At 65.8% G+C, this 24,139-nt stretch carries 24 protein-coding genes and 2 pseudogenes; 11 read left to right on the top strand and 15 right to left on the bottom strand.

Features of this window, described 5'->3' with window-relative positions; translation table 11 throughout:
- Positions 1-25 precede the first annotated feature (25 nt).
- Both DXK94_RS07495 and DXK94_RS07490 read right to left on the bottom strand, forming a co-directional pair.
- Positions 26-790: a bifunctional 2-polyprenyl-6-hydroxyphenol methylase/3-demethylubiquinol 3-O-methyltransferase UbiG gene (locus DXK94_RS07495; RefSeq protein WP_115524471.1), complete on the bottom strand. Its 765-nt coding sequence runs from the start codon at positions 788-790 to the stop codon at positions 26-28.
- A 13-nt stretch (positions 791-803) separates the two neighbouring features.
- The gene (locus DXK94_RS07490) at positions 804-1,253 is read right to left on the bottom strand and encodes an SRPBCC family protein (protein ID WP_115524470.1); all 450 of its coding nucleotides are present in this window, start codon (positions 1,251-1,253) and stop codon (positions 804-806) included.
- Between the two features lie 212 nt (positions 1,254-1,465).
- On the opposite strand from DXK94_RS07490, the pseudogene DXK94_RS21895 reads away from it, so the two are divergent.
- From DXK94_RS21895 to DXK94_RS21890, 3 genes and pseudogenes are all read left to right on the top strand, one after another.
- Positions 1,466-1,891, top strand: a pseudogene (locus DXK94_RS21895) (SRPBCC family protein); the annotation flags it as partial.
- A gap of 340 nt (positions 1,892-2,231) precedes the next feature.
- Complete coding sequence (locus DXK94_RS21610) at positions 2,232-2,495, top strand: antitoxin MazE-like protein (RefSeq protein WP_258868475.1); 264 nt, start codon at positions 2,232-2,234, stop codon at positions 2,493-2,495.
- Between the two features lie 41 nt (positions 2,496-2,536).
- Positions 2,537-2,668: pseudogene (locus tag DXK94_RS21890) on the top strand (hypothetical protein); the annotation flags it as partial.
- A gap of 201 nt (positions 2,669-2,869) precedes the next feature.
- On the opposite strand, the gene DXK94_RS07475 reads toward DXK94_RS21890, so the two are convergent.
- Entirely contained in the window at positions 2,870-3,136 is a 267-nt protein-coding gene (locus DXK94_RS07475) for a type II toxin-antitoxin system Phd/YefM family antitoxin (RefSeq protein ID WP_115524467.1), read from the bottom strand.
- An 81-nt stretch (positions 3,137-3,217) separates the two neighbouring features.
- Positions 3,218-3,892 (bottom strand): TetR/AcrR family transcriptional regulator, encoded by a 675-nt coding sequence (locus DXK94_RS07470; protein ID WP_115524466.1) that lies wholly within the window; start codon positions 3,890-3,892, stop codon positions 3,218-3,220.
- Between the two features lie 100 nt (positions 3,893-3,992).
- Here DXK94_RS07470 and DXK94_RS07465 point away from each other — a divergent pair, with 100 nt between their 5' ends.
- The 4 genes from DXK94_RS07465 to DXK94_RS07450 all read left to right on the top strand — a co-directional run bounded on the left by DXK94_RS07465 (position 3,993) and on the right by DXK94_RS07450 (position 8,128).
- Positions 3,993-4,448, top strand: a complete 456-nt coding sequence (locus DXK94_RS07465; protein ID WP_115524465.1) for a nuclear transport factor 2 family protein — start codon at positions 3,993-3,995, stop codon at positions 4,446-4,448.
- Positions 4,445-5,332 (top strand): SDR family oxidoreductase, encoded by an 888-nt coding sequence (locus DXK94_RS07460; protein WP_115524464.1) that lies wholly within the window; start codon positions 4,445-4,447, stop codon positions 5,330-5,332. Before DXK94_RS07465 ends, DXK94_RS07460 begins: the two co-directional genes overlap by 4 nt.
- Before the next feature lie 344 nt (positions 5,333-5,676).
- Positions 5,677-7,122, top strand: a complete 1,446-nt coding sequence (locus tag DXK94_RS07455; protein ID WP_258868474.1) for an amidase — start codon at positions 5,677-5,679, stop codon at positions 7,120-7,122.
- 169 nt (positions 7,123-7,291) lie between these two features.
- Positions 7,292-8,128, top strand: a complete 837-nt coding sequence (locus DXK94_RS07450; RefSeq protein WP_181884759.1) for a CPBP family intramembrane glutamic endopeptidase — start codon at positions 7,292-7,294, stop codon at positions 8,126-8,128.
- A 5-nt stretch (positions 8,129-8,133) separates the two neighbouring features.
- On the opposite strand, the gene DXK94_RS07445 is transcribed toward DXK94_RS07450, so the two are convergent.
- The 7 genes from DXK94_RS07445 to DXK94_RS07415 form a co-directional block, all read right to left on the bottom strand.
- Positions 8,134-8,982: a sugar phosphate isomerase/epimerase gene (locus DXK94_RS07445; protein WP_115524462.1), complete on the bottom strand. Its 849-nt coding sequence runs from the start codon at positions 8,980-8,982 to the stop codon at positions 8,134-8,136.
- Positions 8,983-9,015: 33 nt separating this feature from the next.
- The gene (locus DXK94_RS07440) at positions 9,016-10,239 is read right to left on the bottom strand and encodes a substrate-binding domain-containing protein (protein WP_115524461.1); all 1,224 of its coding nucleotides are present in this window, start codon (positions 10,237-10,239) and stop codon (positions 9,016-9,018) included.
- The gene (locus DXK94_RS07435) at positions 10,239-11,351 is read right to left on the bottom strand and encodes an ABC transporter permease (protein WP_115524460.1); all 1,113 of its coding nucleotides are present in this window, start codon (positions 11,349-11,351) and stop codon (positions 10,239-10,241) included. The genes DXK94_RS07440 and DXK94_RS07435 overlap by 1 nt, the downstream gene beginning before the upstream one ends.
- Positions 11,348-12,394, bottom strand: a complete 1,047-nt coding sequence (locus DXK94_RS07430; protein WP_115524459.1) for an ABC transporter permease — start codon at positions 12,392-12,394, stop codon at positions 11,348-11,350. Before DXK94_RS07430 ends, DXK94_RS07435 begins: the two co-directional genes overlap by 4 nt.
- A complete protein-coding gene (locus DXK94_RS07425; protein WP_115524498.1) occupies positions 12,391-13,968 on the bottom strand; it encodes a sugar ABC transporter ATP-binding protein in 1,578 nt (525 codons plus the stop codon). The genes DXK94_RS07430 and DXK94_RS07425 overlap by 4 nt, the downstream gene beginning before the upstream one ends.
- A gap of 171 nt (positions 13,969-14,139) precedes the next feature.
- On the bottom strand, positions 14,140-15,720 hold the full coding sequence (locus tag DXK94_RS07420) for an alkaline phosphatase (protein ID WP_115524458.1): 1,581 nt from the start codon (positions 15,718-15,720) through the stop codon (positions 14,140-14,142).
- 99 nt (positions 15,721-15,819) lie between these two features.
- Positions 15,820-17,112 carry a GAF domain-containing protein gene (locus DXK94_RS07415; RefSeq protein ID WP_115524457.1) on the bottom strand — a complete coding sequence of 431 codons (1,293 nt, stop codon included), beginning with the start codon at positions 17,110-17,112 and terminating at the stop codon, positions 15,820-15,822.
- A gap of 149 nt (positions 17,113-17,261) precedes the next feature.
- Here DXK94_RS07415 and DXK94_RS07410 point away from each other — a divergent pair, with 149 nt between their 5' ends.
- Genes DXK94_RS07410 through DXK94_RS07400 form a run of 3 tightly spaced genes read left to right on the top strand, consistent with a single transcriptional unit; the run spans position 17,262 to position 20,864 of the window.
- The gene (locus DXK94_RS07410) at positions 17,262-19,061 is read left to right on the top strand and encodes an NAD(P)/FAD-dependent oxidoreductase (protein WP_115524456.1); all 1,800 of its coding nucleotides are present in this window, start codon (positions 17,262-17,264) and stop codon (positions 19,059-19,061) included.
- 15 nt (positions 19,062-19,076) lie between these two features.
- Entirely contained in the window at positions 19,077-20,132 is a 1,056-nt protein-coding gene (locus tag DXK94_RS07405; RefSeq protein WP_115524455.1) for a 2,3-butanediol dehydrogenase, read from the top strand.
- 36 nt (positions 20,133-20,168) lie between these two features.
- Positions 20,169-20,864 (top strand): aspartate/glutamate racemase family protein, encoded by a 696-nt coding sequence (locus tag DXK94_RS07400; RefSeq protein WP_115524454.1) that lies wholly within the window; start codon positions 20,169-20,171, stop codon positions 20,862-20,864.
- A 95-nt stretch (positions 20,865-20,959) separates the two neighbouring features.
- Here the strand turns inward: DXK94_RS07400 and DXK94_RS07395 are convergent, their stop codons facing one another.
- The 4 genes from DXK94_RS07395 to DXK94_RS07380 form a co-directional block, all read right to left on the bottom strand.
- Positions 20,960-21,358: a TfoX/Sxy family protein gene (locus DXK94_RS07395; protein ID WP_115524453.1), complete on the bottom strand. Its 399-nt coding sequence runs from the start codon at positions 21,356-21,358 to the stop codon at positions 20,960-20,962.
- Between the two features lie 89 nt (positions 21,359-21,447).
- Positions 21,448-21,717: a hypothetical protein gene (locus tag DXK94_RS07390; RefSeq protein WP_147294358.1), complete on the bottom strand. Its 270-nt coding sequence runs from the start codon at positions 21,715-21,717 to the stop codon at positions 21,448-21,450.
- 8 nt (positions 21,718-21,725) lie between these two features.
- On the bottom strand, positions 21,726-22,811 hold the full coding sequence (locus tag DXK94_RS07385; protein ID WP_115524451.1) for a C2 family cysteine protease: 1,086 nt from the start codon (positions 22,809-22,811) through the stop codon (positions 21,726-21,728).
- Between the two features lie 84 nt (positions 22,812-22,895).
- Positions 22,896-23,450: a hypothetical protein gene (locus tag DXK94_RS07380; RefSeq protein ID WP_115524450.1), complete on the bottom strand. Its 555-nt coding sequence runs from the start codon at positions 23,448-23,450 to the stop codon at positions 22,896-22,898.
- A gap of 304 nt (positions 23,451-23,754) precedes the next feature.
- Between DXK94_RS07380 and DXK94_RS07375 the strand changes: the two genes are divergently transcribed.
- Positions 23,755-23,958 carry a cold-shock protein gene (locus tag DXK94_RS07375; RefSeq protein WP_009372930.1) on the top strand — a complete coding sequence of 68 codons (204 nt, stop codon included), beginning with the start codon at positions 23,755-23,757 and terminating at the stop codon, positions 23,956-23,958.
- The last annotated feature ends 181 nt before the right edge of the window (positions 23,959-24,139 follow it).

Genomic DNA, 24,139 nt, shown 5'->3' with positions numbered 1-24,139 from the left:
ACAACTGTCGCGTCCGGTGCAGGATTCAGGCTTCCGCAAGCACGATCGGCTGGTAGTAGCCGCTTGCAGCCGGCATCAACCATTGGACGTCGTGGAACCCGGCCGATATCAGCCGCTCGTCGAGGTTCGCGCGGGGCAGGGCACGGTAACGGGTGGTGGCCGAGCGCGCACGCCATGACCCTGCCGCGTCTTCGGTGAAGGTGAACAGCTCGATGTCCACGTACTCTGCATCTGCGGACCAGCGCCAGGATTGACCCGACCCATGCCGGGACCCGGCTTCGCCATGGACCGAGAGCGACACGCCGCCGGGGCGGGTGAGCCGCAAAGCGTCGTAGTCGCGAAGAGAGATAAGCAACAGCCCGCGCGGCCGCAGGCAAGCACGGATACTGCCGAGGGCACGCTGCAGGTGCTCGTCGGTGAGCAGGTGTGGGAGGGCGTTGTCACAGGTGATGACCACGTCGAAGGTCCCGTCGACATGGTCACGAAGGTCGCGGACGTCGCAGACTTTGAAAGCGACGTCGATTCCCCTCGCGGCGGCCTCCACCCGGGCCCGGGCAACCGCCGCTTTGCTCACGTCTGTTGCCGTCACGTCATATCCAAGCGTCGCCAGCGGAAGGGCTTGGGTTCCGATGCCGCATGTGCAGTCCAGCAGGCGCCCCCTGGTGATCCCGCGTTCGGCGAGGATGCCGGCGATGAGCCGCCCATGCCACTGCGCCGCCCACCACCAGTCAGCAAAGAGCAGGTGATATTCAGACGCGAGGGCGTCATAGAACTCCTCCGGGGTAGCCATACCTGCGACCTCGTCAGGTACTCCGGTTTTCTGCCAGCACCCGGCTCAGGGTTTTGAGGTTTCCCCGGAGAGACCGGCCCAGCAGCCGATTCACCAATGGATCGGGCAGCCGGCCCAGGAGGCCACCCATCGCGCCGGTCTCAATCCGCTCCGTGACTCGGGTGCCGCCGTCGGCCGGTTCCAAGGTGAACGTCGCAGTGACGTCGCGCTTTCCTTCGACCGAGCGCGAAACCATCCGCCGCGGCGGCTCAAATTCGGTGAACTCGACCATCCAGTCGAACTGCTGGCCCATGAAACGGGTGGTTCCCCGGCCTCGCGTTCCCAATCCCGGGGGACCGTCCCCAACCTGCCCGGACGCAGTGACGAAGGCATCGAAGGCCGAAAGGTTCTCGAAATTCGCCAGGAAATCGAAGACCTCCTGGGGCGGCCGGGCAATGGTGATGCTTTCTTCTGTTACAGGCATGGAGCTCTCCTTTTAAGCTCCCCCAGTGATCGTAGACACAAGGTACTACCACCTTTGCTAGTTGTCACTACTTTTGTAGTCGGGATTTTGGGTACCCCAATCTTCACCGCAGGGTGTAGACCACTGCCCGGCCCGGGCGTAAGTTACGTGCATCCCTGGGGCGAGGTGGGTCCAGGGGACACCGCGCGGTTCAGTCGTGAGGAGCGCCGGGAATGATCACTTTTGATGGTTCCATCTACATTCATAGGCCGGTGCGCACCGTTTTCGATGTGGTGGGCACGCGCCTTTTTGAGACGCAGCCCATTTGGGAAGACGGCATTGTGGCCATCCATCCGCTGACGGAAGGTCCAATCCGAGTGGGCACCAAGGCTGTGATGGAACGGCTGGACTTGGGCGTGTGGCGACGCAGGACAAACTATCAGTGCGTCGCATTCGAACAGGACCGGCTCCTCGTCTTTTATAACGACAGTCCCGGGCTCCATGTCGAGTTCCGGCTGTCCGTAGCGACTGCCGGGGAGCAAGGGACGCTGCTTCGGTTCGTGGTGCTGGCCACGTTCTCTGGTGCCATGAGGCTCCTTGAGCCCCTAGCCGCAGTGATGCTCGGACGGGAGCGCCGGAAGACCTTGCGGGATATCAAGGCCTATGTGGAGTCAAACCCAACAGCGGACACGAGGTCCCGGCCCGGCGTAGGCAGTCAAAAGGTCTTTCACCGGGACCCGGAAAGGACAAGGATGAAGGTTTTGGCTTCAGTCTCGCTGGTACAGCTGATTGTTCAGCTACTGGCGGCTCGCAAGGCCATCCGGGACCAGATCCCTTATGACATTCCTTTTGCCCACGGAGCCCCAGAATGTCGAACGCGATATGTGGACCAAAGGCAGCGGGCTGGCGGCTCCCTGGCCTATGTTGGCCGCACATGCTACTGGGACCATCCTGCTCTTTGCCAGGCCGCGGCCGTGGCTGCGTCGGGTGGCCGGAGTCATGGGCGCTGCCTACATCCTTGGCATCCTGTGGGAGCGCGTCAGCCGGGAGTCGTTGCGTCACCCGGATGCAGAGACTACGCCGCTGCTGGCCGCTGGCCTTGCCTTGTCTGTAGCGATGGCCCGGCTCGGTCTGGTGCCGGATGCTCATACTGCGGAGTTTAAGCATGAGGCTCAACGTCAGGCGCGTGCAGTGGCCGCGTCTGACCGGGCAACGGACGACCAGGATTTTGTCGAACATATTTCAGAAGACTGGCCGGAGTGATCCGCGGTGAGTTGTGAACGTTATCCGGCGGAACCTATGCCCAGAAGCCAAGCCCCGCGCTGATCATCCAGGACGATCTCTTTGGCGAGTCTGGGTCTGTCACCCTTCTACCCCTGACATCGCACCTCGGATGCTCCGCTGCTCGCTGGGGGTTAGTCGGATCCTTCGCCTGACGGCCTGCGACGGGACTCGTGAGGCTATACGTTCGGAACGATCGAGAGGAAATGATCAATAAAACGAACATTTCATGCAATCCAACGAATGTTCGATTAAAACGAACATCAAGATCGAGCTGCAACGATGAACGGCCCAGAGAGGGGCTTCCTCGTCCTGCGCCGGCAGTTTCAGCACAAGAGGCGTGGCGACATAGACGATCAACGGTCGCCGCGGAGGTCGTCCAGGATGTCGGCGGTGCTGCATTCCGTGACGATGCGCGGCAACGTCCGGAAGTCAACAGGGCAGGCTGCAGATGGCCGCACCTGACCGGCCTGGAGCAGACGTTCGAACGGCGAAGCCGAGGGCGGAATCAAAGTAGCCGCGATTTCCCCGTTGTTGGTGACGTGGATGGTTTCCCCGTTTTTTACGCGCTCAAGAACCTTGCTGCTCTGGTTACGCAGGTCGCGGTGAGGGATCGTTGCCATGATTGCCTCCGTAGGAAGTGTAGCCAGCAGGCTCGGGAACGGCGGTAGGTGTGCCCCCTGAAAGCCACCGGCAGCCGTACCTCATTTCTCTTCAGGCAGGAGGTTGGCAGCGAGTGTCCTGGCGACGAACCGGCCGAACTGTTCATTGCTCCAGCCGCGCTTGAGCACAAGGTTCTCAAACAGTTCCGCGGAGGTGCAGGTGAACATTACGTCGGCCACCTCCTCGTCTGTTATGTCTGTCCGCAGGAAGCCCCTGCCGAGGACCTGCCGCGCATTGTGCAGCATCCGGCGGTACCGCGCGTCATCCACGTCGCGCAGGAGTGCTGCCATGTCCTGGTCCCCGCTCGCGGCGGCGTCCCGGATCAGCAGGAAAACCGGGGCCGCCAGCGGGCTGACCTCGGCTGCGAGCTGGCCCAGTTGGTCCATGAGTTCCCCGGCGTGCAGGACCGACAACTGCGCGCGGTCTGACCGTTCCTCAGCGGCGGGACCGCCCGCACCCAGCAGGCTCTGTTCGTATATTGCCCGCACCAGTCCGGGCTTTCCGCCGAAGCCCTTGTAGACGGACTCCGGGGAGACGCCGGCGGCCCGGGCGATGGAGGCAATGGTTGTGCGGCCGTATCCACCCGCCAGGAAGAGCTGGCGGGACTGCGCGAGCACCTCTTTCCTGGACGCCTCGGCGGCCTCGCGGCGGCGCCGGGCATCGTAGGGGCGGCGGCGCGGAGCCCGGCGGGGCAATTCATTGACCTCAGGTTCCACCGGGCATATGCTCCTTACAGCAGTTCATTCCAGTGAACTGTATCGAATTTAGCGTACCAGCCTCTCCGCCTTCCACGACGGATAAAACAAGGAGCAGATCATGGACGCAGCAGAAGTAGGAATCCTTCCCGAGGGCCCGGTACAACGCGTTGTAGCGGCCGCAAACCGTCACGACCTGGACGGTGTCGTCGCGCAGTTCGCGGCGGACTACGAGAACACCACCCCCGTTCACCCCGCCCGGAGCTTCAAGGGCTCGGCCCAAGTGCGAAAGAACTGGGCCGCGCTCTTCGCCGGGCTGCCTGACCTCCGCCTCACGGTCCACGACGCAGCGATAGGCGCCAACGGCAAGGTGTGGATGGAGTGGAGCAACCGCGGGACCCGGCCTGATGGAACGGTGTCTGCCTCCGCGGGGGTCGCCATCTTTACCGTCCGCAACGACGTCATCACCGCAGCGCACTTCTACCTGGAACCTGTGGAGCATGAGTCGGGGGACGTGAACGCGGCGGTCCGCATGGCGGTCCATGGGGCAGCAGCGGGGGAGACGGAGGGGTCATGATCCTCGTTGTCGGCGGCACCGGCCGCCTCGGCCGCGCCCTGGTACCCATGCTCACAGGCGCCGGCCACCGCGTCCGCGTCATGGCGCGCGGCGTTTCCTCATCGTTCCCGCACGTGGCGGGCGACGGCGTCGAGCACCTGCGCGGGGACCTCGCCTCTGAGGCGGACTGCCGGAAAGCAGTGGCAGGCTGCACCGCGGCCGTGTTTGCGGCGTCGGGATTCGGCCTCAAGGACTCCGACCCCCGCGCGGTGGACCGCGATGGCGCCATCAGGCTTATCCACGCGGCGGCCGCTACCGGAGTCCAGCACATGGTCATGATGTCCATGCAGGGCGCCGCCCCCGATGGGCCTATCGAATTTCTGCGCTGCAAGGCTGCGGCCGAGGACTCCCTGCGCCGCTCCGGTATGGAGTGGACAGTCATTCGGATCGGCCTGCTACTGGAGCAGCGCCTTGCAAACGTCACTGCCCCGCTGGAATCCAAGGGCAAGGTGCTGGTGTTCGGCTCGGGATCTGCCCCGGTTACCTTTACAACTGTCCGGGACGCCGCGGCCCTCGCCCGCCGTGCCCTGTCCGACCCGGCGCTGCGGAACAGGGTCATCGAATGGGGCTCGGAGACGACTACGGGCATGGAGTTGGCTGAGGCTGTCCTGGCCCGGGCCGGGCACGGATCTGTCCAGCGGATCCCGCTCGCGGCCGAGCGATTCCTGTCCGTCGCGGCCAGGCCGTTCTCACCCTTCCTTGCGCGCGTTGCCGGGGCCGGCGTCTGGGAGGAATCCGGAGCCGCCGCCTTCGATCCGGGGCTGATGCGTGCAAAGTTCCCGGACATTCCCGTTACCGGCCTGCGGCATGCCCTCTTGGCGATGCCGGTCGTGGGGGAGCGATAGCAGCGGTCCCAGGACAACTTCGGATCAGGGGAGCGGCTGCCGTTCCCCGACGCCGACTGAAGTCACCTGCGCAACGTAGTCCCGGCGTCGTCGTTCCAGCCGGGCCTGCCGGCCCGGCGTCGAGCAGGCTGTTTCCACGGGCCGGATCACGGACGGCCCCCAGCGGGCGATGGAAGTGCTTCTGGTGATGTCTTCCGGCGGACGCCGTCCTGATACATTCGGTTCAACCACCCGTACGTTCCCGGATGAAGGCCATGAAGTGCGGGACCACCGACACTCAATGGGAGCTCTGTACGTGACAACAACGCCGAGGCTTTCCGGCCTGAAACAAGCCAGGTGCAGGCGTGCCGGACGATAGGCTGCAGGGCACTGGCCCGCTGGAGCCTGCCCTCCCTGACGCCACCGCGCTCGCCTCCGCGGTGCGCACGGGTGAAACCTCCGCCGAGAGCGTCCTGGCGGAGGCGCGGTCACGGGCCAATGCAGCACCCGACCTTTGTGCTTTCATCCAGGAGGTCTGGGACGGGGCCGCCGTTACCGCGAGGGAGGTGGACCGCCGACGGGCCCATGGCGAGGAGCTGGGGCCACTGGCCGGTGTTCCACTCAGCGTCAAGGACGTCATCGCTGTGGCAGGTCTGCAGCTGACCGGTGGCAGTGCTGCATACGCCGGAAACATCGCCTCATTCACTGCCACTGCTGTGCGGCGCCTGCAGGACGCGGGGGCCGTGGTGGTTGGAAAAACCAACTGCCCTGAGTTTGCGTTCGGTGCCGTCACCGAGAGCGCCGTCGGTGGCCGGACACTCAACCCCAGGTTTCCCGGTGCGACGGCGGGTGGCTCGAGCGGGGGAGAGGCTGCCGCCGTCGCTGCCGGCATTTCGGCGCTCGGCCTGGGCACCGACTACGGCGGATCGCTGCGGTGGCCGGCGCAATGCGTGGGTATCACCGCCCTGCGGCCCACCCCGCGTTCAGTTCCTGACCTGGGAATCGTTCCGGGAGCGGGCGGCTGGTACGGGGGCGGCAACCCGTCCCCGCCCGGTGCCCGCCTTCAAGCCGCCACTCAAGTCATTGGGCCGCTCGCACGATCAGTGCGGGACCTGCGGACGGCGCTCGCAGTGCTTACGGATCTACGCCCCGGGGTTCGGACTTCACCCGCCGGGGCCGTCCCCGGCAATATTGCGGTTGCATGGAGTGATGGTTCCGCATTGGGGCCGGTACGCCGTGAAGTGTCGGAGAAGATCGCCTTATTGGCGGATCAGATCGCGCCGGAGGTCCGGACACTCACGCACGTACCGGATCTGTTTGCGGGATCGCTGGCAGCCTATAACCGGCTCCGCCCTGTTGATCCGATGGTTGATCATGCCGCGGCTGTCGCCGGCCAGGAGCACCTGATCCTTCCTGCGAACCTCGACGTAATCCGGCGCTCCTTGCAAACAGACGCAGGGGAACTCGAAGCGGCTGTTGCCGAATCCGGGCAGGCAAGAAGACGTGATTTGGCGGTCTTCGATACCGCTGACATCGTCCTCCTGCCGGTGGCCGGTGGACCTGCCTGCGACGTGTCCGGAAAGCTGGACATTGACGGGCAGTCCATTTTTGGCTGGGACATCATGGGGCAATGCAGGGCTGTGACCATGGTTGGCGCCCCTGTTGTTTCGCTGCCCGTCGCGTTCTCGTCCGAGGGCCTGCCGCTGTCTGTCCAGGTTGTTGCACGGCCGGGGGCAGATGCGCTGGCGGTGGACTTTGCCGAATGGCTTGAGTGGTTCACACGGATTGATCTGCCGGCTTCACGTTTGTAGGTGGTCTGGGGCACCGACGGAGGACGACGGCGGGAGGCAAGTCCCGCCGTCGTCGTTCCTGCTGCCCCGGTGGACCTACCTAATGTCCTTCAGGGGTGCCGTTGCCCTGTCTGGGCTCAGCAGACGGTGCCAGACTTTAAAGTCCAGGCGTGGGCAAAGAAGGTCGGCGATGACGACGGACAAACACCGGGTGCGCGGGTGGGCGGCCCGGCACGAAATCGTGCTTTACCTCGTACTGGCCTACGCGGTCTCTTGGTGTATCTGGCCGTTGGTCCTGCTGAACCCGGGCAGTAGTCCACTGGTGCCGTTCGGGCCCGGGCTGGCCGCCGTCCTGGTGGCATTCTTGGCAGGTGGCCGCCGGGAGTTGATCAATTTCCTCCGCCAGCTTTGGCGATGGCGGGTCAACTTTGGCTGGTACGCAGTGGCATTGGGTGTGCCGTTCGCCGTTCCGGGTCTTGCCCGTCTTGCAGCGGTGATGGCCGGAGCTCCGGCCCCGAGCTGGGAGCCATCTGACGCGTTGCAGGTTGCCAGTTCGATTGCGGTCACGATCGTCATCGTGGGCATCTTTGAGGAGCTGGGCTGGAGGGGTTTTCTTCTTCCACGGCTGCAGGTCACGCGGAACGCACTGGCGTCTGCATTGATGGTGGCGTTGGTGTGGTTGCCCTGGCACCTTCCGGAACTGGTGTCCGATCCGGGCCAGCGCCCCTTGGTGCCGTTCGCAGTCTACATCGGGGCGCTGTCTGTAATCCTTGCCTGGCTCTATAACTGCACGCGGGGCAGCCTGCCGGTGGTGATCTTGTTCCATGCCGCCTTCAACAGCTTCACGCAGTTCTTTCTCGCCGAACTGCAGGGCGGGGACCAGTATCTGGTGGCGTGGTGGACCCTTGCCGGCTTGGGCGCCCTCCTGGCCGTGGCCATCACGGTCTATCCCGGTCACCACAGCCTGGTCACGGTGGATGAGCGGGGCGGCGTGACCGGCTCCACAGCCGGCCCGCCGCCGTCGTAATACGTTTACAAACCGCGCAGGAAAGCCAGGCCGCTGGCAGCCAGCTCGTCCTGGCTCGGGGCGAGCGGCCGCCAGATGGACGCCGCAACGGCAATCGCCGCATTGTCCACGGTGAAGCTTTCGATGTTCAGCGGTCCGCTGTAGCCCACCTCGTCCAGGGCCTGGAGGAAGCCTCCCCAGTCGGTCTGGTCCCCGCCGGGGGCGCCGCGGTCGTTCCCGCACACCTGCACGTGGACCACGTGTTCGCCGGCCGCCCGGACTGCGGCGGCCAGCGAGCGCTCCTCGATGTGCAGGTGGTAGCTGTCCAGGGCAATGCCGACGCCGTTGCCGAGCAACGGCTCCAGCGCCTCGAGCGCCTGGTCCACGGTGTTGATCACCGACGTTTCATACCGGTTCAGCGGTTCGATGCCCAGCACGACGCCCGCTTCAAGGGCCCGGGCCGCCACCGGCTCCAGGTTCCGGCGCAGCTCGGCATAGGCCTCCCGCCGCTTCTCCGGCGACATCCGCCAGACCCGGCCGGTCTGGGCGTAGAACGGGCCGCATACAGTGGGCGAACCGATACTGCCAGCCATACTGATGCAGTCCAGAAGGTAGGCCTGCGTCCTTTCCACCGACGCCGGGGCCGCGGACACGAGGTCCCGCCCCGGCGCCATGGCACCGACAAGAAACGGACTTAGCCCCGTGGACTCCAGGGCTTCGCGCGCTGCGGGGGCGGTGAAGTCGCCGGCGTTTTCCAGCGGGAGTTCGACGGCGTCAAACCCCAACGCGGCGATCCTCGCCAGGTGACCGCCCAGGTTGGCATCGGTCAGGGGAGACTCCCAGACCCAGGTGCTGATCCCGATGGGACGCTTCACGCCGCTCCCTCCAACGCCGCCCTATGCGCAGGGTTAGGGGATCTGCCGCTGCTGCCAGACCTGCGGGTAGCCGGGGAGGTCTTCTCCGCCGAACTTGGCGTAGTGGCCACCGGGCATCCCCTGGTTGCGCTCCAGCCAGGAATCCAGCTCGTCCGCGAGGATTGGCTTCTGCGGGAGAATCCATTCGGCCGGGACCTGCTCACCCTTGAAGATCTTTTCCACGGCCAGCAGCGGGGTCCGCCACTGGAAGTTGGAGTAGACGGGGGCCATGGCATCGATGCCGGTTTCCTTCCACTTGGTCAGGAAGCTCATCTCATCCTCGCCGGTCATCACCGGAAGGTCCTTGCCGGCATCCTCGAAGGCTTCTAGGGCAGCCACCGCACCGTCGCCGGCGTCCATCCACACACCCTTGACGTCGCCGGTGGCCAGTTCGTCGGAGATGATTTTCTTGATCTCGGTGGGGTCAGCGCCGGTGAAGTAGTCCTTGGCCTCGATGCCCTTCTCCTCAAAGATCTTCTTCGCCGCCGCCCAGCGGTGTTCCAGCACGTCCACGCCGGGAAGGATGCGGAGGGCCACCACCTTGTCACCGGACTGCAGCTTGTCGGTCAGGAACGTGGCGGTGTCGATGCCCCAGGCAAAGCCGCCGATCGGGTGGATGAACGTGGTGGCGCACTCGGTTTCCACGCCGCGGTCAAACACCACCACCGGCTTGCCGGTCTCGCAGGCGCGTTCCACGGCCTGCGTCAGGGCCGCCGTCGAGTTGGGCGAAATGACGAACGCATCGCAGTTGCCCTCGTCGATGAAGTAGTCAATGTCCGCGATCTGAGTGTTGTCGTTGTCCTTGGCATCCCGGGTTTCCATCTCGGAAATGGCCCCCGAGTCCTGCAGGACCTTGAGCTGCTGGTTCATGGTGATCCAGCCGGTCTGGCGCCACGGGTTCGAGATGGAAGCATTGGCGAAGCAGACCTTCTTCGCCCCGGAGGAAGCGAACTTCGCCGTGTCCGTCATGTCACCGGCAATGTACTGCAGGTACGGCTGCTCCGCGTTGCCTTCAAAGGACGCTGAGCGTTGCTCAAATTGGTCGTCGTACAGCTTCTGGTCAAACCAGTCCTGGCTGGCCGGAGTGGTTGCCGCCGGTGAGCCGGTACCCGGTGCGGTTGTTTCGGTAACCGACGGATCCGTGGTGGTACAAGCAGTCAGCACCACCAGCGGCAACGCCGCCCCAAGCGCGACAGCGCGGATAGAGTGTTTGCGCATCAGACTCGATCTCCTCCTTGTTCGGTGCCCTCGCGGGGCATGGGTGCTGCGCTTAGCTGGTGCCGTTCGTCATGGGCAGCGGATGTGGCTCCCTTGCGTTTTCGCTGCCATGACTTGGACGCTGCTGCCACAGCGATAATGATGATGACCCCCTGGACGGTGTCCCGCCACGTGGCCTGGACCCCCATGAAGTTCAGGAGGGTGAACAGCGCCTCGAGGGCGAACGCGCCGGCCGCCGCGGACAGCACCCAGCCGCGTCCGCCTCCCAGCACCACGCCACCGAGCACGACGGCGGTAATCGCCGTGAACTCGTAGCCCCGCCCCACGGACGGGTGGACTCCGGCATAGCCCACGAGCAGGATGCCGGCCACGGTGGCCGACAGGGACGAGATGATGAACGCCCGCGTCCGCACCCACCAGACGCGGGAACCGGACAGCTCAGCAGCCCTCGGGTTGTCACCGACGGCGATGAGCATGCGGCCAAAGGGGCGGCGCATGAGGACGACCGCCAGGATTGCCACCGCCGTCAGAATGATGACCGGGTAGGGAATGATGTCCAGGACAGGGACGTCCTGGATCCCGCCACGCCCGATCTGGCGGAAGCTGTCCGCCGGGTTTCCCTGGGCCGCGCCGCCGGTCCAGTAGAGGACCAGCCCGAGCAGGGCCAGCATCATGCCCAGCGTCACAATGAAGCTGGGCACCTTCAGGAGCGTTGTGATCAGTCCGTTCACCAGCCCGATGAAGGCGCCGAGCACAAACATGAGGATCAGGACCGGGATCACCCTGGAGTCGTCCTGCCGGATGAGGTTGCCGGCAACGATGACCTGCATGGTCACCACTGATCCCATGGACAAGTCGAATTCGCCGCCCACAATGACGAAGTACTGGCCGATGGCGGCGATGGCAATTGGCGCTGTCCTGCCGATGAACCGGATGAAGGAGCCCGGCTCCCCGAACGAGGGGTTCAGCGCGATGATGGCCGCCAGGAGCCCGATCAACAGGATGAAAACGGCGCCGCCGGGGGTGCGCAAAGCCCGCAGGAGCCGCTGGGACCGGCTGGCGCGGTTTTGCCGGAGGACCGCACTGCGGTCGGAGGGCAGTACTGTGCTCATGGTCCCTCCGCCCGTGAAGCCGATGCAGTCTGTGCCGCAGGCGCTTCCGCCGGGCCCTTCGAACTGAACCGCTCCGGTCTGTTGACGATCCTGCGGCGGGCGTACACGGCGACGGCGACGACGATCACCACGCCCCTGACCACGTCCTTGAGGAAGGGGTTGATCTGCATGACGGACATGATGTTGTCCAGCATGGCGAAGATGAGGACGCCGCCCAGGGTGCCGGTGATGGTCCCTTTGCCGCCGGCCAGCAGGGTGCCTCCGAGGACCACAGCGGCAATGGAGAGCAGATCGTAGCCGCCCTGGGAACCCACCGTCGGGCTGCCCACCCCCAGCCGGCTGGCGAGGAGCAGCCCCGCCATTCCCGCCAGCAGCGAACAGATCACATGGGCCGTGATGACCGGCAGGTCGATGCGGATTCCAGAGGTGCGGGCCACGGAGATGTCACCGCCCACCGCATAGAGGTGGTGGCCCATGCGGGTGCGGTGGAGCAGCAGCATGGCCAGGCCCGCGCAGGCCAGCATAATGATGGTCGAGATGGGCACAGGCCCCAGGCCGGTCGCCCCGATCAGCCGGAACGAGAGCGGGGTCTGTCCGAAGCTGCCCTTGAAGTTGGTCGCAAGGTAGCCGCTGATGATCAGGCCCATGCCCAGCGTGGCGATGAAACCGTGTACGTTGAGGCGGGCCACGATCAGCCCGTTCGCCAGGCCGATGATGGCGGCGGCGCCCAGCGTAAGCAGGACCCCGGGCAGGACGTTGCCCGGGTTGTTGGCCATTACCCCCGCGGCAATAAGGCTGGCGAGGCTGGCGACGTAGGGCACGGAGAGGTCAAGGCTGCCTGCCAGGATGACCAGCGTCTGTCCGATCGCGATGAAACCGAGGACGCTGGTTCCGGTCAGGATGCTCGAGATGTTGCCCTGGCTGAAGAAATTCCGTCCCACCGTGCTGACGAGCACGGCGCCCACGACCAGGGTCAGCAGCGCCACCAGGTAGACGATCTGGGTGGAGGACAGGCGGTCGAAGAAGCTGCCCCGTTGTTTCATGTTCCTCCTCCAGGTGCTGTCCTGGCGCCCGTTCCCAGCTGCAGGACGGCTTCCTCGGACGTTCCGGCCGGAAGCTCGCCGGCCAGGCGCCCGTCGCGCATGACCAGGATCCGGTCCGACATCCCGATGACCTCAGGCAACTCGCTGGAGACCATCAGGATGGCTTTGCCTTCGGCTGCCAGCTTGCGCATCAGCCGGTACACCGCCACTTTGGCTCCCACGTCGATGCCGCGGGTCGGTTCATCCAGCAGGACCAGGCGGGGGCGGATGGCCAGCCATTTGGCAAGGACCACTTTCTGCTGGTTCCCGCCGGACAGGTACTGCACCTCCTGGTCCAGGTCCCGGGCCACAACTTCCAGGGAGGAAAACACGCCGGGGATCTCGGTTCGGGCCGTCCCGGTGCGGCGCGGGAAAACCGATCTGATGACGGTCAGCGCGTTGTTCAGGATGGACTGGTTCAGGCTCAGGCCCTCGGCCTTGCGGTCTTCTGTGATGAGGGCCATCCGCGCCCGGACCCCCTCGCGCGGCGATTTCGGTGCCACTTCACGGCCTTCCACCTTCATGGTGCCGCGGGTAAAGGGGGCGGCACCGAAAATGGCGTGCAGCAGCTCAGTGCGGCCGGAGCCCTGGAGGCCGGCCAGCCCCACAATCTCACCCGGCTGGACGCTGAAGCTGATCCCGTCCAGCTGGCCGTTTCCGGCATCGTGCAGTTCGAGGATCGGCTGTGCGGGGACGTCGGCGCCGCTGTCCGCAGGGGGCAGTTTGTCCGGGAAGAAGGCTGAAATGGGCCGGCCCACCATCAGCCGGACCAACCGTGTGTCGTCGAGTTCCGAGGCGGGGCCGGTGCTGACCACGCGGCCGTCCTTCAGGACGGTGATGACGTCGCACAGGTCAAAGAGCTCCCGAAGCCGGTGGGAGACATAGAGGATGGCCGTTCCACGTTCCCGGAGGCGGGACACGATCTGGTAGAGGAGCTCAACTTCGGCGCCGGCCAGTGCGGCGGTGGGCTCGTCCATGGAAACGATCCGGGCGTCGTAGCTGACAGCCTTCGCAATCTCCACTACCTGCTGCTCAGCAACGGTCAGGGTCCGCACCTGCGCGGTGGGCCGGATGGCGGTGATCCCGAGCGACTCCAGCAGTTCCGCCGTTTTCGCGTTCATCAGCGCCTTGTTCACCAGGACTCCGCGGCGGGGCTCCCGGCCCAGGTAGATGTTCTCGGCCACCGTCCGGTCGGGAAGCAGGTTGAACTCCTGGAATACCGACGAGAGGCCGGCTTCGTGGGCCTTTGTAGGGTGGCTGAAACTGACTTCCCGGCCGTCCAGAAGCACCGTTCCCGCGTCCGGCTGGTAGACGCCCGCGAGCACTTTCATCAGGGTGGATTTCCCGGCGCCGTTTTCACCCACGAGCCCGTGGACCTGGCCCCGGTGAAGGGTAAGGTGGGCGTCTTCCAGAACGGGAATCCCGAAGAAACTCTTGGTCAGTCCACGGACTTCCAGGAGTGGCGGGGGATCAGCTGAACCTTGAGGGCGCCCGCTGGGGATTGACGCCTCGCCCGTCCGTCCGGGGTTCTCCATCGATCCGCCCACGCCTAACTGTTACAGGGCGGGTTCAGTTCCGTCAAGGGATAAGCGATGGCTTACTACCAGACCTCTTTGGCTGCGTTTTGCGGGTATCTCGGCACGTCAGACACGGGTAGGGCGGCCAGCGAGGATCGCTGACCGCCCCACAGCCTTCCGGTCGCGCCGCTACTGCAGTCCGGGCACCCCGTCCTGGATCCTGAACGAGGCCTTCGTGGAAACCGGAGCGCCCGGCGTCGTGACGTACTCCAGCGTCCGGAAGTCAGCCGTCATCGAGTCCTTGGTGATCTTCGTGTTCACGTAACCGCGGTTGTCGTTGTAGAACTTCAGGTGCGGGTTCCACGCCATCACCGGGTCCGTCGTGGAACCGGTGCCGTTGCCCGTGGAGGTGATGGAGGTGCACACCAGCTCCGAGCCGACCACCGGGGAGGCGGGATCCTTGTAGTCCACCTTGAGGTCGTTGGCCCAGTTGCGGTGCACGTCGCCGGTGAGGACGACGGCGTTGCGCACCTTCGCGTCCAGCCAGCCCTGGGTGATGCGGCGGCGGGAGGCGGCGTAGCCGTCCCAGCCGTCCATCGAGACGTCGTCGATCTCGAGGGCCTGGGCGCGGTCACGCTCGGCGAAAAACACCTGCTGGCCCAGGATGTCCCAGCGCTGCGTGGAGCTCCTGAACCCGTCCAGCAGCCACTTCTCCTGTTCGGCGCCGGTGATGGTGCGGTCCTCGGCCAGGCGTTCGGCCACGTTCTTCTTCCAGCCGTCCCCGGCGAGCTGGTCGTCGCGGTACTGCCGGGTATCCATCATATGGAAGTTGGCCAGCTGGCCCCACTGGATGGTGCGGTAGATCTTCATGTCGAACCCGGCAGGCACGGAGGAGGCGCGCAGCGGCATGTTCTCGTAGTACGCCTGGAACGCGGCGGAGCGGCGCTGCCGGAACCGCTCGGTGGTGTCGTTCAGCTGCCCGGCGTCGGTGTTCTCCGGGACCTCGTCCGCCCAGTTGTTGTCCACCTCGTGGTCATCCCAGACCATCAGCCATGGTGCGATCGCGTGCGCGGCCTGCAGGTCGGCGTCGGACTTGTACTGCGCGTGCCGCTGCCGGTAGCCCTGCAGCGTGCTGGTCTCCGGGCCCTGGTGGTCGCGCGGGTTGCCGCCGCCGATCACGTAGCTGTCCTTCTTGTACTCATACAGGTAGTCGCCCAGGTGCAGCACCAGGTCCGGGTGGTCCTCCGCCAGGCGGGTGTAGGCGGTGAAGTAGCCGTGCTCGTACTGCGAGCAGCTGGCGAACGCCATGGCCAGCGCGGCGGGCGTCTCGTGCAGCGCCGGGCTGGTGAGGGTGCGGCCCACGGCGCTGACGTGACGGCCGGTGCGGAACCGGTAGAAGTACTCGCGGCCGGGCTTGAGGCCGCGGAGCTCCACGTGGACGGAGTGGGCGGTTTCGATCCGGGCGTGCTCGACGCCGCGGGCTACTACGGTGCGCATGCCGGCGTCCTCCGCCACTTCCCAAGCCACCGCGACGTTGCGGGAGGGCATGCCGCCCAGGCCGTCCTCGGCCAGCGGGTCCAAAGCGAGCCGTGTCCAGATCACGAAGCCGTCCGGCCACGGCTCGCCGGAGGCGATGCCGAGCAGGAAGGGATCGGTGCGGAGTCCGGCGTCGTCCGCTGTTGAAACAGCGACGGCGGCACCTGGCAGGGCGGCGACCAGGCCGGCCCCGAGGCCGGCGGAGATGAGGGATCTGCGTGAGATGTTGTCCATGGCTTCGACCGTAGGAAGGCCGGTTGGACAGGTCCTGAGGAGGATATGAATGAACGGTTAACGGCGTGACAAGGGCTGTTGATGTGCGCTTCTGGGGGCTTAGCCACCGCAGGAGGCCAGGAACGCCAGGTACCGCGGATCGCCGCGTCCCACCAGCCGTCCCAGCTCCTCCACCGCAGTGAAATCACTGGCACCCATGTCAGTGGACAGCCAGCGGACCAGGAGCCCGGCGTCATCGCTGGACCGCACGGCCGACCCCACCGCGAGATCCAGCTGGTCGCGGAGCATCTGCACCGACAGAACACCGGAGCGGCTGAGCAGGGGAGCGCGGTAGGCCTGCAGCGCGTCGGAGACCCGCCCTTCATGCAGCAGCCGAAGCACCCGCCCCGAGTCCGAGCTGCCGGCCAGGCCGGCAGCCAGCCGGTAGGGGTTCGACTCCACGGCCTCACCCAGCAGGGAGCGGACCCGGAACATCTCCGTGCGGATGGCCACCGGCGTGCCCGCATCGCCGTGAAGCTCGTAGGCAAGTTCCTCCGCGCTCCAGCCCTGGTGCCGGGAATCCAGCAGCGCCAGGATCTCCGCGCGGCGCAGCGTCAACGGCATCCTGCTGCCGTCCCGGAAAACGGCGGCAGGCCGGTCGCCCAGCAGCTCCAGCGACTCGACGGCGGCCGCTGGCCGCACAGACTGCCGGCGCGGGGACTGCCGGGACGCGCGCACCGGAGAAGGGGCTCCTGCCGGCTTCCCGCCGTCGGGCGCCACCAGCAGCGACTCGGCAACCCGGACCGCGCACCGCACCATCCGCAGCGTGTCCGCGGTGAGGGTGTCCAGCGGCCCGGAAACGTCAAGTACGCCGAGCAGGCGGCCGGTGACCGGGTCCGTGATCGGCGCCGCCGTGCAGGCCCACTCATGGTGGGTCCGGACCAGGTGCTCGGCGGAGAACAACTGCACGGGCCGCCCGGTGACCAGCGCCTCGCTGATCGCGTTGGTGCCGATGCCCGCCTCGGACCAGTCCGCCCCCTCGAAGAACTCGAGCCGGTCCGCCCGCCGCAGCACCTCCGGGCTGCCAACACGCCACAGGATCTCGCCGCTGGCATCGGTCAGCACCAGCAGGTGCCTGCCGGAACTCGAGGAATCCGCCAGCAGCTCGTCGAGGGCCGGCATGACCTGCTGCAGCCGGTGCTCCCGCCGGAGCTCCAGCACCTCGGCTGCGTCATGCAGGTGCCGCGGACTGTGCTGGTCCGGGCTAATGCCCAGGGCCATGGAGCGCCGCCACGAATCGGCCAGGACGTCCGGGATTTCCGGGCGCGGGACGCCGGAGATCACCAGCTCGTGGGCACGGCGCAGCGCACGTGCATACTTTGCCGGATCCGAAAACCTCAGGCCGTAGTCCACAGCTTCCTCCTGCCAGCGCCGTTGCCTGCAGTGTGTAACGCGGTTGAAACCCCCGCGGAGTTCCAATGGTGATGCAGCTCACGCCCGGTCCAGCATATCGCAGGGGATTCCACGGGCGGAGCCACACGGACCAACACAAAGGAGTGGACATGACCGAAACACCCACGGCAGCCGCGCAGGCCTGGCTGGCGGGTTTGGACGCCGCGCTGCAGCGGCGCGACGTGGACGCCGCGCTGGAGCTCTTCGACGACGAATGCTTCTGGCGGGACTTCGTGGCGTTCACCTGGAACCTCAAAACGCTGGAAGGCAAGGCCGAGATCCGCCGGATGCTTGAGGCCACGCTGGACCACGTGCAGCCTTCTGGTTGGGCCCTGTCGGAGGACGCAACCGGCAGCGACGGCGCTAACGGCACTGTGGAAGCCTGGATCACGTTCGAAACCGGTGCTGCCCGCGGCTACGGCCACCTCCGGCTCCGGAACGGAAAATGCTGGACCCTGCTCACCACGATGCAGGAGCTAAAGGGCTTCGAAGAGAAAAAGGGCCCGCGCCGCGACCAGGGTGTGGCGCACGAAATCATCAAAGGCCGCCGTTCCTGGCTGGAGCTCAAGGAGGAACGGGAGGCCCGGCTCGGCTACGACGAACAGCCGTATTGCGTGATTGTGGGCGGCGGGCAGGGCGGCATCGGCCTCGCCGCGAGGCTGCGACGCCTCGGCGTCCCCACCCTGGTCATCGAGAAAAACGAGAAGCCGGGCGACTCCTGGCGCAACCGCTACAAGTCCCTGCACCTGCACGACCCCGTCTGGTACGACCACCTGCCCTACCTGAAGTTCCCCGACGACTGGCCGGTGTTCGCCGCCAAGGACAAGATCGGCGACTGGCTGGAGCACTACACCCGGATCATGGAGCTGAACTACTGGGGCGGCACCGAGTGCGTGGGCGCAGAGTACGACGACGGCACGCAGGAATGGGTGGTCAACGTCCTCCGCAACGGGGAGCCCGTGACGCTGCGGCCCAAGCAGCTCGTGTTCGCCCTGGGTGTGTCCGGCTACCCGAACATCCCAACGTTCGACGGCGCGCAGTCCTTCCTGGGGGAGCAGCGGCACTCCTCGCAGCACCCTGGCGGTGGGGACTGGACCGGCAAGAAGGCCGTGGTGATCGGGTCCAACAATTCCGCACACGATATCTGTGCCGACCTGTGGGAGCACGGCGCCGACGTCACCATGGTGCAGCGGTCCTCCACCCACATCGCCCGGAGCGAGTCACTGATGGACCTGGCACTCGGCGACCTGTATTCGGAGAAGGCGCTGGCTGCCGGAGTGACCACGGAGAAGGCAGACCTGCTGTTCGCGTCCCTGCCCATGCGGATCCTGCCCGAGGCGCAGGTGCCCGTGTACCAGGCGATGGCCGAACGGGATGCCGAGTTCTACTCCCAGCTGGAGGCCGCCGGGTTCGACCTCGACTTCGGCGTGGACGGGTCCGGATTGTTCGTCAAGTACCTGCGGCGCGGCTCCGGCTACTACATCGACGTCGGCGCTTCCCAGCTGATCATCGACGGCCGGGTAAAGCTGAAGTCCGGGCAGGTTTCCAAGATCACCGGCAACGCCGTGGTCATGGACGACGGCACCGAGCTGGAGGCGGACCTGATTGTCTACGCCACCGGCTACGGCTCCATGAACGGCTGGCTGGCGGACCTTGTCTCTCCCGAGGTGGCAGACCGGGTGGGAAAGTGCTGGGGCTACGGCTCGGACACTCCCAAGGACCCGGGCCCCTGGGAGGGGGAGCTGCGCAACATGTGGAAGCCCACCAACGTGCCCAACCTCTGGATCCATGGCGGCAACCTGCACCAGAGCCGCCATTACTCCTCCTACCTGGCCCTGCAGCTCAAGGCGCGGATGGAAGGACTGGAAACCCCGGTCTACGAACTGCAGCCAAGCCATCACACCCGCTGAAAGGAAGAGCGCATCATGAAGGCAGCCCGTTTCCACGGCCGTGAGGACGTCCGGATCGAGGACATCCCGGAACCGGAACTCCGCGCCGGGGCGGTGAAGATCGACGTCGCGTGGTGCGGCATTTGCGGCAGCGACCTCCACGAATACCTGGAGGGGCCCATTTTCGTCCCCGCCCCGGGGCACCCGCACCCGCTCTCCCACGAGGACGCGCCGGTAACCATGGGGCACGAATTCTCGGGGACGGTATCTGAAGTCGGTGAAGGCGTGGAGGGGCTCGCTGTGGGGGACAACGTCGTCGTCGAGCCTTACTTCGTGGATGACGAATGCGACATGTGCCAGGCGGGCAGCTACCACCTGTGCCGGCAAATGGGCTTCATCGGCCTCTCCGGCGGCGGCGGGGGCCTGAGCGAGAAAATCGTGGTGGACAGGAGGTGGGTGCACCCCATCGGCGACATTCCCCTCGACGAGGCCGCCCTGATCGAGCCGCTGTCCGTGGCGCACCACGCGGTGGAGCGCAGCGGCGTGAAGGCGGGCGACACGGCGCTGGTGGGCGGGTCCGGGCCGATCGGGCTGCTGACCGCGGCAGTGCTGAAGGGCATGGGCGTGACCACGATCGTCAGCGAGTTGTCCCAGGCCCGGAAGGAGAAGGCCACGTCCAGCGGGGTGGCGGACCACGTGCTGGACCCCAGCCGGGAGGACGTCCCGGCGCGGGTGCTGGAGCTGACCGGCGGCACCGGGGCCGACGTCGCGTTCGAATGCGCCGGCGTCAACGCCGTTCTGGACACCATGCTCGACGCCGTGCGGCCCGGGGGAGTGGTGGTCAACGTGGCCATCTGGGGTGCGCCGGCCACCGTGGACATGCAGAAGCTGGTCCTCAAGGAGATCGACCTGCGCGGCACCATCGCCTATGTCCGGGACCACCCCGCCGTGATCAGGATGGTGCAGGAAGGCAAGGTGGACCTCAAGCCGTTCATCACGGGCCGGATCGCGCTGGAGAACCTGGTGGAGCAGGGCTTCGACACCCTCATCAACCACAAGGACACGGCGGTGAAGGTGCTGGTGCATCCGTAGCCGGCGCCAAACCGTGCCCTGCTACAGTCGGGCTCCATGACCGAACTTCGCCCCGATGCTTCCGGCACGGCTGGTTTCCTCCACACTGCGGACGTTCATGTGGCGACGTTCGAAGGACTTGCCCGGGAACACCTGCCCAGCGCCGCCACGGTCCACCGCGTGGATCCCGACGCTTTGGAGCTCGCGCAGCAGGAGGGGACGGCGGAGAGCGTCCGGGCTGTCGTCGCCGCCCATCTCGAGGAACTCCGCGCGGCTGGCTGCGCGGTGGTCCTGTGCACCTGCTCCACGCTCGGCGAGGTGGCGGAGGAACTGTCGGGCGATGGGATGCCGGTGATCCGTATCGATCGGCCGATGCTTCGCCGGGCCGTGGGTCTCGGTCCACGGGTCGGTGTCCTTGTGGCGCTGACGAGCACCGTCGAGCCCACCACCCGCGTCCTCGCCGAGGAAGCCGCAGACGCAGGATCGGATATCTGCGTCGAAGTCAGTGTCGTCGAGAATGCGTGGGACGCCTTCCTGGCCGGCGATGCGGACGCCTACCACTCGCGCATCGCCCGGGCGGCGCGTGCGCTCGCAGGCCGCTGCGACGTCGTCGTCCTCGCACAGGCAAGCATGGAACCCGCTGCCGCCCTGCTCACCGAACTCTCGGTCACTGTCCTTACCAGCCCGCGCTCCGCCGTCGAAGCGGTCGGGGCTGCAATGCCGACAGGGACCGAAACGCCCGACTTACGTTAGTCCCGGCGCGGCGGGCACTTAGCTCGGCAGGGTCAGTCGGGGTTTCGACAGGCTCAACCACCGGGGCTCGGCTGGCTCAACCGCCGGAGGTGGACTCAGCCATCGGATCTCGTCTTGGCAGCTTTGGCCCTTGGGGCCTTCGGCTCCTTCGGCGGCAGCGTGGCAACGTACTCATAAGCCTTGGTGACCCATGCCTTTGCCCGGGCGTCGTCGCCGTCGCCCTCCTCATTCCACATCTCAGGCAGACCGGAGTAACCGGCCATGGGACGCTCCGCAGGGCCGAACGGCAGGGTCCTCTCGGAGGACTCCAGCAGCACCCGGTCGTCCTCGGACAGCTTGACGCCAACCGTGGATCCGAAGAGGCCGGCGAACATGTTGCCGTTCACGAACGCCCCCAAATTGCCGAACATCGGCTTCACCGCCACCTCCGGATGGTCGGGGACAATCGAGCGGAAGCGTTCCTTGTCGGCGTCGGACGCCTTGGGCATCTCCATGGTTCTTCTCCCGTCAGTTGGGCAGTCTGGTTTGCAGGATATGCCCGCACCGCCGCCGGGGTACAGAGGTTCGGGCCTCCTGCCGCAGGTCAGGCGGACGCGACGGCGTCGTAGGCCAGGACGGCCGATGCTGCGGTGCCGGCCCCGGCGGGGCTGATCGAATCAAAACGCAGGGTCCCGGCGCCGGGCAGGGCCACGGACTGGCCTTCGCGGAACGCCTGCTTGCGTTCCTGCTCCGCCGTCCGGATCCAGACCTGGATGGCCGGGGCGCCGTCGGCCACGCCGATCTTCACGATCCCCACCAGGACATCGCCGAACCTGGGCTGCATGCCCTGTTTCACTGTGACGAGCTGTTCCACGGCCATCCTTACTTCGTGTCCACGGAGTACACGGAGTCGAAGTTTTCCTTGTACTCATCCTCGGTCAGTTCGAGCGTCCCGGACTTGTGGTCGTCATCGCCGCCCATGTAGCCGCCGGAGGGGCCCCACGGGTTGGCCAGGACGATGACCTTGTCGCCGTCGTCGTTGGTTTTCACGTCGACCACGACGTAGGCGTGGTTGGGGACAACGTCGGTCCGGTTGACCTCATCGGACTCCCAGACCCAGTCGAAGTCGTCATCCTTGGTGTCTTCAGTCCCCACGGACACGGCCTGGCCATCACCAAGCCTGTCCTCGATCTCGTCCAGGTCCAGCTCGCCGTCCCTGTCCGCGGACCTTCCCGTCATGAGCTCCATTGCCTCGTGACTGAAACCGCCGTCGATGTCGTCATAGGAACCGCCCCGGTGCTCCGCCGCTGCGCGTTCGTAGATGGACAGCCAGTTTGGCTGGCCGTCCGCACCCCGGACGCCGCCGGAGGTGGACTTGGCCTCGACGGTCACCTCCACAGGCTCGCCGTCCTCGTACAGGGTCACCACCCAGTGCGTGGGTGGATCTCCCACAGGTTTCAGGTGCTCGGCGAGGAACTCATCAAGTTTGCCTTCCCGCTCCAGCATCTGGGCAACCGAGCCGATTCCTGCCAGGAGCCAGCAGTCGCCGATCTGGCCTTGCTGGATATCTGCGGGATCGCCGGCGTCAGGGTCTTCACGGACATCGCCGGGGACGTCCACATCAGGGCGGTCCGGATCCAGCGGCCCCGGGTCTCCGGGCGGGTTTGAGTCCGGCGTTCCCGAGGTGCCGGATCCCGTTGCACCGGTACTGGTTTGGTCCTGCTGGTCGGCGTTCCGGTTCAGCTCCTCCGCCTGGCTCTGGAGATCCGCGGCAACGCGCTTCAACATTGGCCGGTGTTCCGAGTCCCACGCGGCCTGGAAAGCGGTGGCGTCACGGCCTTCCCACCGGGTCCGGGCCAGGAGTTGGCCCAGTTCCATGGACAGCGCCTTCATCTTCTCGGAATGCTGCGACATTGTTTTGGCCAGTGCCCGCAGCTGTTCAGTATCGGCGCCGTAGAATCCAGGCATCCGTGAGTCCCCCTTTGATGAGCTTCAAGCCACAGTCATGCTATTCGTGCAGCGGTGCATGCCGCGATGGGGAGAACTTCCCCGTCAGCCCGCGGGAATTTCGTTTGGATCGCAGGCCGGGGAGTCCACCGGGACGCTGATGCGAAGGTAGGCAGGGCTCTTGGATTCAATGGTCAGGGTGGCGCCGGCCGCGTCGGTGCTGCGGGCTACCACCCAGCCGCCGGCTACCGTGTCTGTTCCGTTGAAAGCGGGAAAGCCGTGCTGCGCCAGGACGGGGTCGCCCGCGGAGAAGATGTCGGCGAACTGGTTCGACGGCTGCACAACGTCCATGTTGCTTTTCATGGTTTGCGGGTACAGCATGCACCGGCCGTCTTTCACCCGGGCCAGAGTGGCGGGTTCGTCCACGGTCCAGCTGATATCCGGCATCTTCTCTTCCAGGGCGGCCACCATCCCCGCGCGCACCGCGTCATATTTAGGGAAGCTTTCGGCCACGGGAGCGGCGGACGCGGTGACAGGCGGCGGGCTGCTTGTCTCCGTTGCGGGTCCCTCCGGCGCGGTGCAGCCAACCACAACGGTTGTCCCCAGCACCAGGAGGGTTGCCAGAAAGTGTTGCGGCAGCCGGTTCGTTCGGCGGTTCATCGTGCCCCCAATTCTGATGACGGACCTCCTGAACGGCCCACAGGGAATGCTTTCACAGCTGTTGCGGATATGGCGATGGGGACAACAATCCCGATGACGGGAGGGCGCCCTGTGACGTACTTGGCTCGACGCCGGTGGAATCTCCTGTAGTGTGGTTCTTGTTGTTGTGTTTATGCAGTTGGTAGTTCAGGCAGTACGCGCGGTCGAAAGTCCGCGTTCTTCTGAAGTAGCGGTTTTTGAACACCCCACGCCGGAGGGCCCGAAAGTCGGGATTTTCCCTCCACCTTCACGAAGGACAAAAATAATGGCTACTGGTACCGTCAAATGGTTTAACGCTGAAAAGGGCTTCGGCTTCATTTCCCCCGATGACTCCTCACAGGATGTTTTCGCACACTACTCTGCGATCAACTCCAACGGTTTCCGCTCCCTCGAAGAGAACCAGAAGGTTTCCTTCGACACCGAGCAGGGCCCCAAGGGTCCCCAGGCAACCAACATCCAGGCTCTCTAATTTCCTAGAGTTCCGGGACCGTTAGGTTTCTTCAAGCAGGGTCTGCCTCCGGGCAGGCCCTGCTTTTGTTAACCCGGGTGTGCCGAAAGGCAAATGGCATCAGCGGTCCCAAACCGCACAAGCGGCGCTGGGCAGCACCGTTCATGCGGTTCAGGGCCGTTCGTAATTTCGACAGGCTCAA

It is taken from the genome of Arthrobacter sp. RT-1 (assembly GCF_003367205.1).
Lineage (GTDB): Bacteria > Actinomycetota > Actinomycetes > Actinomycetales > Micrococcaceae > Arthrobacter.
This window is presented reverse-complemented; position numbering and strand designations above follow the sequence as displayed.

Bases quoted from the DNA above. Each gene is read 5' to 3' on its own strand.
- DXK94_RS07495 (WP_115524471.1), bottom strand. From the start codon at position 790: ATGGCTACCCCGGAGGAGTTCTATGACGCCCTCGCGTCTGAATATCAC.
- DXK94_RS07490 (WP_115524470.1), bottom strand. From the start codon at position 1,253: ATGCCTGTAACAGAAGAAAGCATCACCATTGCCCGGCCGCCCCAGGAG.
- DXK94_RS21610 (WP_258868475.1), top strand. From the start codon at position 2,232: ATGGGCGCTGCCTACATCCTTGGCATCCTGTGGGAGCGCGTCAGCCGG.
- DXK94_RS07475 (WP_115524467.1), bottom strand. From the start codon at position 3,136: ATGGCAACGATCCCTCACCGCGACCTGCGTAACCAGAGCAGCAAGGTT.
- DXK94_RS07465 (WP_115524465.1), top strand. From the start codon at position 3,993: ATGGACGCAGCAGAAGTAGGAATCCTTCCCGAGGGCCCGGTACAACGC.
- DXK94_RS07460 (WP_115524464.1), top strand. From the start codon at position 4,445: ATGATCCTCGTTGTCGGCGGCACCGGCCGCCTCGGCCGCGCCCTGGTA.
- DXK94_RS07450 (WP_181884759.1), top strand. From the start codon at position 7,292: ATGACGACGGACAAACACCGGGTGCGCGGGTGGGCGGCCCGGCACGAA.
- DXK94_RS07440 (WP_115524461.1), bottom strand. From the start codon at position 10,239: ATGCGCAAACACTCTATCCGCGCTGTCGCGCTTGGGGCGGCGTTGCCG.
- DXK94_RS07435 (WP_115524460.1), bottom strand. From the start codon at position 11,351: ATGAGCACAGTACTGCCCTCCGACCGCAGTGCGGTCCTCCGGCAAAAC.
- DXK94_RS07430 (WP_115524459.1), bottom strand. From the start codon at position 12,394: ATGAAACAACGGGGCAGCTTCTTCGACCGCCTGTCCTCCACCCAGATC.
- DXK94_RS07425 (WP_115524498.1), bottom strand. From the start codon at position 13,968: ATGGAGAACCCCGGACGGACGGGCGAGGCGTCAATCCCCAGCGGGCGC.
- DXK94_RS07420 (WP_115524458.1), bottom strand. From the start codon at position 15,720: ATGGACAACATCTCACGCAGATCCCTCATCTCCGCCGGCCTCGGGGCC.
- DXK94_RS07410 (WP_115524456.1), top strand. From the start codon at position 17,262: ATGACCGAAACACCCACGGCAGCCGCGCAGGCCTGGCTGGCGGGTTTG.
- DXK94_RS07405 (WP_115524455.1), top strand. From the start codon at position 19,077: ATGAAGGCAGCCCGTTTCCACGGCCGTGAGGACGTCCGGATCGAGGAC.
- DXK94_RS07400 (WP_115524454.1), top strand. From the start codon at position 20,169: ATGACCGAACTTCGCCCCGATGCTTCCGGCACGGCTGGTTTCCTCCAC.
- DXK94_RS07395 (WP_115524453.1), bottom strand. From the start codon at position 21,358: ATGGAGATGCCCAAGGCGTCCGACGCCGACAAGGAACGCTTCCGCTCG.
- DXK94_RS07385 (WP_115524451.1), bottom strand. From the start codon at position 22,811: ATGCCTGGATTCTACGGCGCCGATACTGAACAGCTGCGGGCACTGGCC.
- DXK94_RS07380 (WP_115524450.1), bottom strand. From the start codon at position 23,450: ATGAACCGCCGAACGAACCGGCTGCCGCAACACTTTCTGGCAACCCTC.
- DXK94_RS07375 (WP_009372930.1), top strand. From the start codon at position 23,755: ATGGCTACTGGTACCGTCAAATGGTTTAACGCTGAAAAGGGCTTCGGC.